Source organism: Chryseobacterium manosquense (assembly GCF_014623485.1).
GTDB lineage: Bacteria > Bacteroidota > Bacteroidia > Flavobacteriales > Weeksellaceae > Kaistella > Kaistella haifensis.
Genome location: NZ_CP060203.1, coordinates 1,775,289 through 1,787,879, shown reverse-complemented (window position 1 = coordinate 1,787,879; position 12,591 = coordinate 1,775,289). Strand labels below are relative to the sequence as shown.

The following is a 12,591-nucleotide window of genomic DNA, read 5'->3' as shown; positions in this document are numbered from 1 at the left end:
ATTGGTAGATTGTTACATTGGTAAATTGTTAAACTTCCCCTATTTTCCTTTGTAATTTGGTTTTCTTTTTTCTAAAAAAGCGGTAACTCCTTCTCGGAAATCTTCTGTTTCAGCAGCTTCTTGCTGCAAAATTCCTTCGATGTCGAGCTGTTCGCTGAGGGAATTTTCATAAGATTCATTGAAGGCTTTTTTCGTTAATGCAATTGCTTTCGTAGGTAAATTTGAAAGTGTTGTAAGCACTTCCATCGCACTTTCCATGAAATTTTCATCAGGGAAAACATCAGCAATTAAGCCCATATTTTTCGCTTCGGTTGCGGAAAGTTTTTTCCCGGTAAACGCCAAATAATTTGCTTGTTGACGGCCTAAAAGTTTTGGTAACCAATATGTTCCTCCCGTATCTGGAATCAAACCAATATTCACAAATGCCTGCGAAAAATAAGATGATTCTGTAGCTAAAGATATATCACAAATCAATGCCAACATGGCTCCGGCTCCAACTGCGGCACCGTTTACCAAAGAAACTACCGGTTTTTTTGCATGTGCAATTTCTTTCACCAACGGATTGTAATAATCGATCACTATTCTTTGGATAATTCGGTCGTCTTCAGCGTTTCCTAATGATAATGCTTCTTTCAAATTTTGTCCGGAACAAAACGCTTTTCCACGACCAGAAATCGCGATACAACGTACTTCTGGGTTTTTCGAAGCTTCATGAACAAAGGTTCGCAGTTCTTTGAGTAAAATTTTGTTTAAACTGTTGAAAGTTTCGGGCTGATTGAGGTAAGCGATTTGAAGTTTACCTTCCAGAAGAGATTCTATTTCGAGTTGAGTGTACATAGTTTTTAATTTGAAAATTTAACAATGAGTTTGGTTTGAAAATCATGCGTTTTCACAAAGATAAAGTTTAATTATTAAGAAAAATGAAGGTTATAATGCTTTGAATAATGAAATTTTCAAATTGAATTAATGACATTTAAAATAATCGAAAGGTTCCAAACAATCGTTGCATTGATAACTCGCTTTGCAAAGTGTGGAACCGAAACGGCTGATTTGTTTGGTGTTTTCGGAGCCGCATCTTGGGCATTTTTTTGGAATATTCAAATGATCTTCGTGGTTTCCTTTTTCGGGTGGCGTAATTCCGTAATTTCTGAGTTTCTCGCGTGCTTCATCAGTAATCCAGTCGGTTGTCCAAATGGGAGAAATTTTGGTGATTATTTTTGCGGAAATTCCTTTTTCTTTGAATAATTTAATAATGTCTTCTTCAATATTAAACATCGCCGGACAAGCCGAATACGTCGGTGTAATCACTATTTCCGCTTCATTTTCAGAAATCATTTTTGCATCGCGCACAATCCCCAGTTCTACGATGTTGATCACGGGAATTTCGGGATCGGGAATTTGCGAAAGGAGTTTGAATAAGTCTTGTTCTATTTTGATCACAGTATTTTTTTACCACAAAAGTCACAAAAGTCTTTATTTAAGTTGCAATTTGATTCTGTTTAAAGTGCAAATAAGTAAGATTGAAATCTGCTTTTTTAAACCACAAAAGTCACAAAAATTTAAAACGAAAATTGAGTTTTTCAAAAGTTCATAAAAGTTCAAAACTAATAATTTTGCAACTATCAACTATCAACTATCAACTATCAACTATCAACTATCAACTAAAATTACCAAACACAATTCGGGTAAGTTCGCTGCATATATTGCAATTCGCAAAGAATGTAACCAAAATATTCCGTGTGATAACCGGTTCTGGAACCTTTCTGCATGAATGCGTTTTCCGGGATTTCAATGCCGAAATTGTTAAAATCTTCGGTTACTTTTTCCTTCCAAATTTCATGAAGTTTCTCGGAATTCGGAACGATGTGTAAATTAGCCAAATCCTTTTCACCACTTGTTTCCGCGAACATTCCGGCAGTGTATTCCCAAAGGTTTTCCACAGCGTTTTTCAGTCGTGTCTTGCTTTCTTCGGTTCCGCCGGCAAACATTTTCACCCAAGTCGAAGTGTGGGTATAGTGGTATTTCACTTCTTTCAAAGATTTTTCTGCAATCGCAGAAATTTGTTCGTCGCTGCTTTTCATTAATGCTTCATAAACGATTTTTTGATACAGCGAAAAGAAATAAACTTTCAAAATTGTGTTTGCGTAGTCACCATTGGGAAGCTCTGATAGTTGGCAATTCAAGTATTCTTTTTCCAGACGAAGAAATGCCAAATCGTCCTCGGTTCTGCCTTCATTTTGAATTTGAGCGGCATATTTATAAAAATTGCTCGATTGGCCAAGATAGTCCAGCGCGATATTCGTCAGTGCAATATCTTCTTCGAGATACGGACCCTGACCAGTAAGTTCGCCCAATCTTTGTCCGAAAATCAGCGTGTCATCGGCAAGTTTTAAGAGATAATTAAAAAGTGGGTTCATTTTTATTTGAGATTGAAGAGCCAAGGATTAAAAGTCCAGATTGTTGGTTCTGATTCTTTGTGCTTGAATCTTGTTTCTAAGAATTTACATATTTTTCACGTCGTTTGGGATCTCGTAAAAAGTGGGATGGCGATATAATTTATCGTCTGCCGGATCGAAAAATGCTTCCTTATCTACACCTTCGGATGTTACCATATATTTGCTCGGAACTACCCAAATCGAGGTTCCTTCCATTCTTCTGGTGTACACATCTCTTGCTGCCTGAAGTGCCATTTCGGCAGTTGCAGCTTGCACGGTTCCTGCGTGTTTATGGGAAAGTCCGGGTTTTGTCTGGATGAAAACTTCCCACATTTCTAAGTTGCTCATTGTATAATTTTTGAGGCGTTAAGATAATTAATTTTATTAAATTTTTTCTCCGTCAACGAAAACTTTTGCTGCATTCAGGCTACCTTGTTGGTAAAGAATATTCTGGAAATTGTCGGTTTTGAAGGTGACAAAATCTGCTTTTTTACCTTTTTCAAGCTGGCCACGATCTTCCAAACCAAGCGCAAAAGCCGACCGGAACGTAATTCCCGCCAAAACTTCTGCCGTAGAAAGTTTCTCGAAGGTCGCCAGAATGGAAGCTTGGGTAATAAGATTTCCCATTGGCGCGGAACCCGGATTCCAGTCGGATGCGATCGCTAAAATGCCATTTTTATCTAAAATTTTTCTTGCCGGTGAAAATTTCTCTCCCAAACCTAAACTCGCTCCGGGAAGAGCAATCGCCACCGTTTCCGATGAGGCGATAAAATCGATGTCTTCATCCGCCGTGGCTTCCAAATGATCGGCTGATTTTGCGCCAACTTCCACTGCAATCCTCGAACTTCCGGGTGTAAACTGATCAGCGTGAACGGTAATTTCAAAGTCCATTTCTTTCGCTTTCAGTAGGAAATTTCGGCTTTCTTCCGGCTGAAATGCAGATTTTTCAATGAAAATATCAACCCTTTTTGCCAGATTTTCTTCTTTTACTTTCGGTAAAATTTCATTTAAAATATATTGAAGATATTCCACATTATCACCTTCGAAATCTCGTGGTTTCAAATGGGCAGAAAGGCAAGTCGGAACTAAGGTTGCTTTGGTGAAATTTTGCGCTTTTTTAATCACGCGGAGCATTTTCAGCTCGTTTTCCACATCCAAACCATAACCGGATTTTATTTCGATCGTGGTAATTCCCAAAGAAATTAGAAAATTGATTCTTTCTAAAGTTGTTTTTAGCAATTCGTCCTCCGAAGCTGCTCTCGTATGTTGCACGGAACTCCAGATTCCACCGCCACTTTCGGCAATTTCGAGATAGGTTTTTCCGGCATTTCGCATCGCAAAATCGTTTGCACGGTTTCCGCCGAAACAAATGTGCGTATGTGCATCGGTGAAAGCAGGAAGGGCAACTTGCGTTCCTATGATATCTTCAATTTCCGCGGTTGGATTTGCTGTTTTTAAAACTTCAAAATCCCCAACATCAACGATCTTTCCGTTTTCGGAGAGAATTCCTCCGTTTTCGATGATTTCGAGTTGTTCATCTGCCAACTTTCCGCGCAAAGGAAGATTGGCAAGCGTCACGATTTGTTTGAAAGGTCCAGTTATTTTCATATTGGTAAATTTAATATTTAAACATTATGCCAGCAAAGTTTTTTTATCAATGTATAAACTAAGGCTTATGTATGGTGGATTTATTAAGGGTTTTGTGTTCAGGTAATTAAAATGAATTATCTTTGATTCATTAAATTTAAAACAAAAAAATGCCAGATTTTCTTCACCCAGATCAAGAAAATTTTTCCGAAGAGGAATTGTTACAAGAAGAGAAAATCCGTCCGCAGAGTTTTCAGGATTTTGCCGGACAACGAAAAACATTGGACAATCTAGAAGTTTTTGTGGCGGCTGCCAAAAATCGCGGCGGCTCGCTGGATCATGTTCTTTTGCACGGTCCACCGGGATTGGGAAAAACTACTTTAGCCCACATCATCGCGAATGAATTGGGTGTAGGTTGTAAAATTACTTCGGGTCCGGTTTTGGATAAACCCGGAAGTTTGGCAGGACTACTCACCAATTTGGAGGAAAACGATGTGCTGTTTATTGATGAAATCCACCGTTTGTCGCCGATTGTGGAAGAATATCTGTATTCCGCGATGGAAGATTTTAAAATCGATATCATGCTGGAGAGCGGTCCCAATGCGCGTTCCGTACAAATTGGCTTAAATCCTTTTACCTTGGTCGGCGCAACTACCCGTTCCGGAATGCTGACGAAACCCATGTTGGCAAGATTCGGAATCCAATCGCGGCTGGAATATTACACCGTCGAACTTTTGGGAATGATCATTGAAAGAAGTGCGCGGGTTCTCGGGGTTCCGATTTATGAAGATGCTGCATTGGAAATCGCCCGAAGAAGCCGTGGAACGCCCAGAATTGCCAACGCTCTGCTAAGAAGAGTTCGGGATTTTGCGGAAATAAAAGGCAATGGTGAAATCGAGATTGAAATTACCAAATTCGCATTAAATTCATTAAATGTTGATGAATTCGGATTGGACGATATGGACAATAAAATTATGCGCGTGATGATCGAAAATTTCCGCGGAAAACCAGTGGGAATTTCGGCTTTGGCTACTTCGATCGGCGAAAATCCGGAGACCTTGGAAGAAGTTTATGAACCATTTCTCATTCAGGAAGGTTTCATTATCAGAACTCCGAGAGGACGGGAAGTAACGGAAAAAGCGTATCAACATTTGAATATTTCCATACCGAAAAGACCGGATCAGCTTTTTTAATTAATAATTAAAAATTAATAATTAATATCTGAAAATGGAATCTAAATTTGAAGAAAAGGATAATATTATTCGAAGTAAATCTTTCGATTTTTCAGTTAGAATTGTCAATTTATATAAAGTTCTTTATTACGAAAGAAATGAAAAAACGCCTTCTAAACAATTGTTGAGATCCGGTACTTCCATAGGTGCAAATATTGAAGAAGGTATCGCGGCTTTTAGTAAAAAAGAATTTATTTATAAATTGCAAATTTCATATAAAGAGGCAAATGAGTCCTTTTATTGGATAAAACTTCTTCATAGAACTGATTATATCAAGGATGTAGAATTTGAATCTTTGAAATTAAATCTAGAAGAAATAATTAGGTTACTGACTTCAATCATCAAATCCTCAAAACTAAATTCTTAATTATTCATTTTTAATTATTCATTATTCATTATAAAAATGTACATCCCCAATATCTACAAAAGCGAAGACCAAGATCTGCTGAGAAAAATTATCAGTGAAAACGCTTTTGCGCTTTTAATTTCGGATAAAGAAAAATTATCCGCGACTCATTCCATGTTTTTGGTGAATGAAAATGAAGGGAATTTCTATCTGGAAACTCATATTTCAAAAGCCAATTTTCAGGCAAAAGTTCTGAAAGATGGCGACGAAGTTTTGTGCGATTTTCTTGGCGCTCATTCTTATATTTCGTCATCTTGGTATAATCATCAAAATGTTTCGACATGGAATTACGAGGCGGTTCAAATCCGTGGAAAAGTGAAATTGATGAATGATGATGAACTTTATGAACATCTCCGAAAGCTGACTTTTAAATATGAAAAACCTCAAAAATGCCCGATGCTGGTTGAAAATATGGACGATGAATATGTAAAAAATGAAATGAAAGGCGCTTTTGGGATTTATATTTTTCCCACGGAAGTATTCATTGTTAATAAATTAAGTCAGAACAGAAAAGAAGAAGATTTTAAAAACATTATTAAAGAACTAGAGCAATCTTCGGATGAAAATTCGAAGAATATCGCTGAGAAAAGGAGAACCCTTTAAACGCAATGAACGCAAAGGAAATTAAAAAAGATAACTCATTTTTGGCGCAAAGGCGTTTCACTTAGAAAAGGCTAAATTCCATTTACTTTTCAATCAAAAAAGCACGTAATGACAGAGAATGAAATTTCAAAAATAATATTTGAAGCCGGATTAAAAATTCATCGAAAAATTGGAATTGGCCTATATGAAACAGTTTATGAACAATGTTTGGCCTACGAATTAAAAAATAGTGGTTTAAAAGTAGAAAAACAAAAAGATATTTCGATCGAATATGAATCCTTATTAATTGAAAAGGCATTCAGAGTTGATTTATTAATTGAAGACAAAGTGATAATAGAGATAAAAGCTGTTCCCGAAATCAATAGTTATCATAGCTATCAACTTTTAAATTATTTAAGAATATCAGGTTGTAAATTGGGTATGATCCTCAATTTTCATTCTGTTTTATTTAAAGACGGCGTAAAAAGACTTGCGAATAAATTATAAATAACGCCCTTGCTAAGCGAGGCGCCTTTGCGCTTTAAAAACCATTAAGTATTTAAAAAAAAACCGCGTTCTTTGTGTTAAAAATCATCAACAGAAAAACCCTGATGTCCGTTGAAATAAAATAAATTGCTAAATTAGAGACGGAAAACCAAAAGCAAAATATATGAAATTATATCCAATACAATGTGGGAAATTTAAATTAGACGGCGGCGCTATGTTTGGAGTCGTTCCGAAAACCCTGTGGGAAAAAACCAATCCGGCCGACGAAAAAAATCTTATTGAGCTTGGAACCCGTTCGCTTTTGGTGGAGGATGGCAAAAAATTAATCTTAATCGATTGCGGCCTCGGCAACAAACAAGACGAAAAATTCTTTGGTCATTATTCACTTTGGGGCGATGATTCTTTAGACAAAAACCTTAAAAAATACGGTTTCGTACGCGAGGATATTACCGATGTTTTCCTTACTCACCTTCATTTCGATCATTGTGGCGGCGCGATTGAATGGAATGATGATAAAACAGGCTATCGTCCTGCGTTCAAAAATGCACATTTCTGGACCAACGAGGAACATTGGAAATGGGCTACAGAACCCAATCCGCGCGAAAAAGCAAGTTTTTTAAAAGAAAATATCCTCCCGATGCAGGAAAGCGGACAACTTAACTTTTTGCCAACTCCGCAGAATGGGAATTACGGCTTCGCACCAGACCTTAAAATGGATGTGATCTTTGTAGACGGACACACCGAAAAACAGATGCTTCCCGTGATTCAGTATCAGGAAAAAACCATAGTTTTTGCTGCAGACCTCATCCCTACCGTCGGGCATATTCCGCAGGTTTATGTGATGGGTTACGATACGCGGCCACTTCTGACGATGGAAGAAAAAGCTAAGTTCCTGAAGCAGTGTGTGGACAACGAATATCTTTTGTTTTTCGAGCACGATGCCCACAACGAATTGGCAAGTTTGAAAATGACCGAAAAGGGCGTTCGTCTGGATGAAACCTTCACTATGAACGATGTTTTTGGATATTAATTTGAACGGATTTATAGAATGGAAGGAGAAAGTTTAATAAACAATAAAAAAATTATCGGTCTCACCGGTGGCATCGGTTCCGGGAAAACTACCGTCGCAAAATTCATCGAAGAAATGGGATTTCCGGTGTATTATTCGGATGATCGAGCGAAGGAAATTGTAAATGATGATGAGGTCTTAAAAAATAACATTAAAGAACTTCTAGGCGAAGAAGCTTACGATGAAAACGGATTTTATAATAAAAAATACGTCTCAGAAATTGTTTTTAATAACGATGAAACACGGCTTCAGCTTAATGCGCTCATTCATCCCGCTGTAAAAATCGATTTTGAAAATTGGGTTAATAAGCAACATGCAGAATTTATTTTTAAAGAAACCGCTCTTTTGTTTGAATTAAATCTTAATGAAAGCTGCTATAAAAGTGTTTTGGTGACCGCCGACGACAATATCCGCATCAAACGCGTGATGGATCGCGACCAAAAAACCTATCGGGAAATTGAAGCGGTTATCGATAAACAAATGCCCGAAAAAGATAAAATAAAACGTGCTGATTTTGTGATCTATAATAATGATGGAATCGATGAACTTAAAGCTGCGACCGAGAAAATGATGGTTAAGTTGAAAGAAGTTTCTCAAAATTCCTAATTTTTTCCATTGATAACAATTTCTCAAATTCCAATTAAATGAAGATTTCTTAATATTCCGGATTCAGATTTTCGGAGTAAATTTGGGTCTCAAAATTTCTCCATGAAGAACTTATTTTCTTTAGCTTTTATTCTGATTTTCGGATGGGCTTTTTCTCAAACCGATACTGCGCAAGTTGTGGTTCCGAACCGAAAAAATACAGCCGCTTCTCTTACAAAACCTTATGTGATTTTAATTTCTGCCGACGGTTTCAGATATGATTATGCCAAAAAATACAATGCGAAAAACATTCTGAAACTTGCCGAAAAAGGTGTTTCCGCAAAAGCGATGATTCCCTCTTATCCTTCGATTACGGGACCCAATCACTACACGATGATTACGGGACTTTTTCCCTCGCATACCGGTTTTGTTGATAATTATTTCTACGATAAAAAAAGGAATGATCTTTTCGGAATGAGCATGCAATCAAAGATTTCAGACGGGTCATGGCTCGGCGGTACGCCGCTCTGGAGTCTTGCCGAACAGCAGGGAATGCTGTCCGCATCTTTATTTTGGGTAGCTTCAAACAGCGACGCCGGTGGAACAAGACCTACCTATTATTACAATTATCACGAAAAATTCACCGCAGATGAGAAAACCAATATTGTACTGAACTGGCTGAAACTTCCGGAAGAAAGAAGGCCACATTTGATTACTTTCTATTTTCCTGAAGTGGATAAAAACGGACATCTGTACGGATCTGAATCTCTGGAAGTACAAAATGCTGTACAGTTTGTCGATGACGCTATCGGTAAACTGATTGAGAAGGTAAATGAACTGCAGCTTCCGAATGTGAATTTCATTTTTGTATCGGATCATGGGATGATTGATGTAGATATAGAAGACACACTTGAAATTCCGGCTCTGCTTCAGGATAAAAACCGTTTCATCATCAATAACTCGCAGACCTTATTGCGCATAACGTTAAAAAATGAAAGTGAAGTGAATCAGGTTTACAGAGAGTTAAAGAAAAATAAAACCAGAGATTACCAAGTCTATCTCACTGAAAAATTCCCTAGAAAACTAAATTATCGCACTTCCGATGATCGTTTCGGAAGGATTGGGCAGATTCTTTTAGTTCCTAATGCTCCGAAGGTTTTTCTGGAACCCGGATCTAAAAAAACACCCGGAAAACATGGTTATAACCCTTTTAAAGTTCCGGAAATGAGGGCGACTTTCGTTGCTTCGGGTTCGGCCTTTCAGCAAGGGAAAACGATTGGTGAATTCCGGAATGTGAATCTTTATCCGATGGTTGCCGAAATTCTCGGACTGAAAATTACAGAACCTATCGATGGAAAAAGCTGTACAGCAAAGAAAGTCCTTAAATAACAAAAAAAATCCGGCGGGAATTAACCAGCCGGATTTTATCATTATTTCGAAAGTATTTAACCCTTCAGGCTCTGCATATCGATCACAAAACGATAGCGCACATCGCTTTTCAGCATTCTTTCGTAAGCTTCGTTGATGTTTTGCATATTGATCATTTCTATTTCCGGAAGGATATTTTTCTCGCCGCAGAAATCGAGCATTTCTTGGGTTTCTTTGATTCCTCCGATCACAGAACCTGCTACAGATCTTCTTCCACCAATCATCGGTGGAGTGAAAAGTGCATCTTCCATTTTTCCGATGTAACCTACCAATACAAGAGTTCCATTGATAGTTAAGGTGCTGATATACGGATTAATATCGTGGTCGTAAGGAACAGTATCAATAATTAAATCAAATTTTCCTTTTACGGCTTTCATTTCATTTTCATACGTTGAAATTACTACAGCATCGGCTCCCAAATCCAGCGCGTCCTGAATTTTGTCGGGACTTCTGGAAAATAAAGTAACATTGGCGCCCAGACCTTTAGCAAGTTTAATCGCCATGTGTCCCAATCCGCCTAATCCTACTACTGCAACTTTACTCCCTTCCTTTACTTCCCAATGTTTCAACGGAGACCACGTCGTAATCCCAGCACAAAGTAGTGGTGCAACAGCTTTTAAATCTAAATTTTCCGGGATGTGTAGCCCAAAAGCCTCATCAACCACAATTTTTTCGGAGTAACCTCCAAAAGTGTGACCACCCAAAAACACATCTTTTCCGTTGTAAGTTCCTATAGAGCCATTCAGACAATATTGCTCCAGGTTTTGTTTGCAGCTCTCACATTCTCGGCAAGAATCTACCAAACAACCAACACCGGCTAAATCGCCTACTTTGAATTTTGTTACCGCAGAACCTACTTTTGTAATTCGGCCAATGATCTCGTGTCCCGGAACAGAAGGATATTTGGTTCCACCCCAGTCGTTTCTTGCCGTATGGAGGTCGCTATGGCAAACTCCGCAGTACAAGATATCGATCTCAATATCTGTAGGTGTTACTTCTCTTCTTTCAATTTGCATTAGTTGCAAATCTTTATCTTTTGCTTCGGTTCCGAAGGCTTTTACAGAGGTTGTATTCATATAAACTTTTTTAAGACTTCAAATTTATTAAATAGAAAAATGGAGTTGTCATAATTTTTTCTTAAAGTTCTAACTTTTATGAAATAAAACGTTGGGAGAAAATTTATTTTCCGAGACTTAGTCTCTCTTCCTGAAGATCAATCAATCTTAAATGTTTCCGTACAATTTCTTCATCGAGTAGTAGTTCTTCTCGGTTTTTATTGATGAGCCACATTCTTTGATGCTCCAAAATATCAGCAAAAATCTGTTGGTATTCGGGGTAATTAATGATGATTTCGGAACTGTTAATTCTGTTTTCCCAGCTTTGAAATTGCTCTTTGAGCGCTGGGAATTGTTCCAACTTTTCGGGATACTCTTTTTTAACTTTTTCGACGGCAATTTTTGCTAATTCGCTTCGAATTTCATAGTCGATTTCTTTTTCGGATTTAATGAAATCTTTTTCTTTTAATTTCACTTTTTTCAGTAAAAGAGGAAGCGTTAAACCTTGCAAAACTAAAGTAAGTAAAATCACTACAAAAGTGATGAAAAGGATGAGGTTACGGTGAGGAAATGGGCTTCCGTCTGCCAAAGTCACCGGTATTGAAAGTGCTGCAGCCAACGAAACCACCCCGCGCATTCCGGTCCAGCCGAGAACTATTGGGACTTTCCAACCGGGAGACTCGGCATCTGCAACATTGATGAAATTTCGCATAATTAACGTGAAAACAACCGCTCCATAACTGGCGAACATTCTAATGATAATAAGAACTACGGTGATTACCACCCCATACATCGTTGCTTGAAAAATGCTGGTGTCGCCAAGCCCCGAAACAATGAGCGGAAGATCCAACCCAATCAGCATAAATACCATTCCGTTGAGTAAAAAACTGAAACTTTGCCAAACATTTATGCTGTGAAGACGCGATGCGCCACTAAGAAAGTGATGTCGGCGAACGGATAAAAATAATCCACCGCTTACGACCGACAGTACGCCGGAAGCGTGCAACTCTTCCGCAGCGAGATACATGATAAACGGAGCTGCAAGGGTGAAAATGGTATCCATATTGGCGTCAGTTGGCAGTAATTTATGCATTTTCATAAAGAGAAAAGCAATTAAAATCCCAATTCCTGCTCCGCCTACACACATCCAAACGAAATCGATAATAGCTTGATGCCAAATAAATTGTCCTGTTGCCACAGCAATTAAGGCAAAGCGAAAAATAATGAGGGACGATGCATCATTCAACAAGCTTTCTCCTTCTAAAATAGATTGGAATCTTTTCGGGATTTTTACAAACTTTAAAATAGCTCCTGCACTCACTGCATCTGGTGGAGATACGATGCCGCCTAACAAAAAACCTAACGCCAAAGAAAATCCAGGAATAAGATAGTTTGCAGCAAAAGCGACCACAATTGCAGTAAAAAAAACAACGACAAACGCAAAACTAAAGATAATTCTTCGCCATCGCCAAAGTTCTTTCCAAGAAGAATTCCATGCTGCTTCAAATAGCAAGGGCGGCAAGAAAATAAAGAAGATGAGTTCTGGCTCGATCTCCACAATGGGAGTACCCGGAATAAAACTAATTCCCAATCCCGCTAAAACCAAAAGAACAGGGTACGCTACTTTTATCTTTTTCGCAAGCATGATAAGCAGCACAATGACAATGACTAACGTAAGATAGAAGGCCAAATCTTGCAACATTTC

The 12,591-nt window shown here is 38.1% G+C and carries 14 protein-coding genes; 7 read left to right on the top strand and 7 right to left on the bottom strand.

What is annotated here, in order from left to right:
• Window positions 1-39: 39 nt before the first annotated feature.
• From H0S70_RS08575 to hutI, 5 genes are all read right to left on the bottom strand, one after another.
• A complete protein-coding gene (locus H0S70_RS08575) occupies window positions 40-837 on the bottom strand; it encodes an enoyl-CoA hydratase/isomerase family protein (RefSeq protein ID WP_188320513.1) in 798 nt (265 codons plus the stop codon).
• Window positions 838-963: 126 nt separating this feature from the next.
• Complete coding sequence (paaD, locus tag H0S70_RS08570) at window positions 964-1,440, bottom strand: 1,2-phenylacetyl-CoA epoxidase subunit PaaD (protein WP_394367289.1); 477 nt, start codon at window positions 1,438-1,440, stop codon at window positions 964-966.
• 227 nt (window positions 1,441-1,667) lie between these two features.
• Window positions 1,668-2,417, bottom strand: a complete 750-nt coding sequence (gene paaC / locus H0S70_RS08565; RefSeq protein ID WP_188320512.1) for a 1,2-phenylacetyl-CoA epoxidase subunit PaaC — start codon at window positions 2,415-2,417, stop codon at window positions 1,668-1,670.
• Window positions 2,418-2,501: 84 nt separating this feature from the next.
• A complete protein-coding gene (gene paaB / locus H0S70_RS08560) occupies window positions 2,502-2,783 on the bottom strand; it encodes a 1,2-phenylacetyl-CoA epoxidase subunit PaaB (RefSeq protein WP_031502947.1) in 282 nt (93 codons plus the stop codon).
• 36 nt (window positions 2,784-2,819) lie between these two features.
• Window positions 2,820-4,043, bottom strand: a complete 1,224-nt coding sequence (hutI, locus tag H0S70_RS08555; protein ID WP_188320511.1) for an imidazolonepropionase — start codon at window positions 4,041-4,043, stop codon at window positions 2,820-2,822.
• A gap of 149 nt (window positions 4,044-4,192) precedes the next feature.
• Between hutI and ruvB the strand changes: the two genes are divergently transcribed.
• The 7 genes from ruvB (at window position 4,193) to H0S70_RS08520 (ending at window position 9,792) form a co-directional block, all read left to right on the top strand.
• A complete protein-coding gene (ruvB, locus tag H0S70_RS08550; protein ID WP_123248795.1) occupies window positions 4,193-5,215 on the top strand; it encodes a Holliday junction branch migration DNA helicase RuvB in 1,023 nt (340 codons plus the stop codon).
• Window positions 5,216-5,249: 34 nt separating this feature from the next.
• On the top strand, window positions 5,250-5,621 hold the full coding sequence (locus H0S70_RS08545) for a four helix bundle protein (protein WP_188320510.1): 372 nt from the start codon (window positions 5,250-5,252) through the stop codon (window positions 5,619-5,621).
• 36 nt (window positions 5,622-5,657) lie between these two features.
• Window positions 5,658-6,263, top strand: coding sequence for an FMN-binding negative transcriptional regulator (locus tag H0S70_RS08540; RefSeq protein ID WP_188320509.1), 606 nt, complete (start codon window positions 5,658-5,660; stop codon window positions 6,261-6,263).
• Between the two features lie 108 nt (window positions 6,264-6,371).
• The gene (locus H0S70_RS08535; protein WP_031502958.1) at window positions 6,372-6,749 is read left to right on the top strand and encodes a GxxExxY protein; all 378 of its coding nucleotides are present in this window, start codon (window positions 6,372-6,374) and stop codon (window positions 6,747-6,749) included.
• Between the two features lie 163 nt (window positions 6,750-6,912).
• Complete coding sequence (locus tag H0S70_RS08530; RefSeq protein ID WP_031502960.1) at window positions 6,913-7,779, top strand: MBL fold metallo-hydrolase; 867 nt, start codon at window positions 6,913-6,915, stop codon at window positions 7,777-7,779.
• Between the two features lie 18 nt (window positions 7,780-7,797).
• Complete coding sequence (gene coaE, locus H0S70_RS08525; protein ID WP_188320508.1) at window positions 7,798-8,424, top strand: dephospho-CoA kinase; 627 nt, start codon at window positions 7,798-7,800, stop codon at window positions 8,422-8,424.
• 102 nt (window positions 8,425-8,526) lie between these two features.
• Window positions 8,527-9,792, top strand: coding sequence for an alkaline phosphatase family protein (locus H0S70_RS08520; protein WP_188320507.1), 1,266 nt, complete (start codon window positions 8,527-8,529; stop codon window positions 9,790-9,792).
• A 56-nt stretch (window positions 9,793-9,848) separates the two neighbouring features.
• Here H0S70_RS08520 and H0S70_RS08515 read toward each other — a convergent pair whose 3' ends face one another.
• The gene (locus tag H0S70_RS08515; RefSeq protein WP_188320506.1) at window positions 9,849-10,907 is read right to left on the bottom strand and encodes an NAD(P)-dependent alcohol dehydrogenase; all 1,059 of its coding nucleotides are present in this window, start codon (window positions 10,905-10,907) and stop codon (window positions 9,849-9,851) included.
• Window positions 10,908-11,010: 103 nt separating this feature from the next.
• The gene (locus tag H0S70_RS08510) at window positions 11,011-12,588 is read right to left on the bottom strand and encodes a Na+/H+ antiporter (RefSeq protein WP_188320505.1); all 1,578 of its coding nucleotides are present in this window, start codon (window positions 12,586-12,588) and stop codon (window positions 11,011-11,013) included.
• Window positions 12,589-12,591: the final 3 nt, after the last annotated feature.

What these genes read in the sequence shown, in the direction of transcription:
- H0S70_RS08575 (WP_188320513.1), bottom strand. Translation starts at nt 837, where the DNA reads ATGTACACTCAACTCGAAATAGAATCTCTTCTGGAAGGTAAACTTCAA.
- paaC (WP_188320512.1), bottom strand. Translation starts at nt 2,417, where the DNA reads ATGAACCCACTTTTTAATTATCTCTTAAAACTTGCCGATGACACGCTG.
- paaB (WP_031502947.1), bottom strand. Translation starts at nt 2,783, where the DNA reads ATGAGCAACTTAGAAATGTGGGAAGTTTTCATCCAGACAAAACCCGGA.
- hutI (WP_188320511.1), bottom strand. Translation starts at nt 4,043, where the DNA reads ATGAAAATAACTGGACCTTTCAAACAAATCGTGACGCTTGCCAATCTT.
- ruvB (WP_123248795.1), top strand. Translation starts at nt 4,193, where the DNA reads ATGCCAGATTTTCTTCACCCAGATCAAGAAAATTTTTCCGAAGAGGAA.
- H0S70_RS08545 (WP_188320510.1), top strand. Translation starts at nt 5,250, where the DNA reads ATGGAATCTAAATTTGAAGAAAAGGATAATATTATTCGAAGTAAATCT.
- H0S70_RS08540 (WP_188320509.1), top strand. Translation starts at nt 5,658, where the DNA reads ATGTACATCCCCAATATCTACAAAAGCGAAGACCAAGATCTGCTGAGA.
- H0S70_RS08535 (WP_031502958.1), top strand. Translation starts at nt 6,372, where the DNA reads ATGACAGAGAATGAAATTTCAAAAATAATATTTGAAGCCGGATTAAAA.
- H0S70_RS08530 (WP_031502960.1), top strand. Translation starts at nt 6,913, where the DNA reads ATGAAATTATATCCAATACAATGTGGGAAATTTAAATTAGACGGCGGC.
- coaE (WP_188320508.1), top strand. Translation starts at nt 7,798, where the DNA reads ATGGAAGGAGAAAGTTTAATAAACAATAAAAAAATTATCGGTCTCACC.
- H0S70_RS08520 (WP_188320507.1), top strand. Translation starts at nt 8,527, where the DNA reads ATGAAGAACTTATTTTCTTTAGCTTTTATTCTGATTTTCGGATGGGCT.
- H0S70_RS08515 (WP_188320506.1), bottom strand. Translation starts at nt 10,907, where the DNA reads ATGAATACAACCTCTGTAAAAGCCTTCGGAACCGAAGCAAAAGATAAA.
- H0S70_RS08510 (WP_188320505.1), bottom strand. Translation starts at nt 12,588, where the DNA reads ATGTTGCAAGATTTGGCCTTCTATCTTACGTTAGTCATTGTCATTGTG.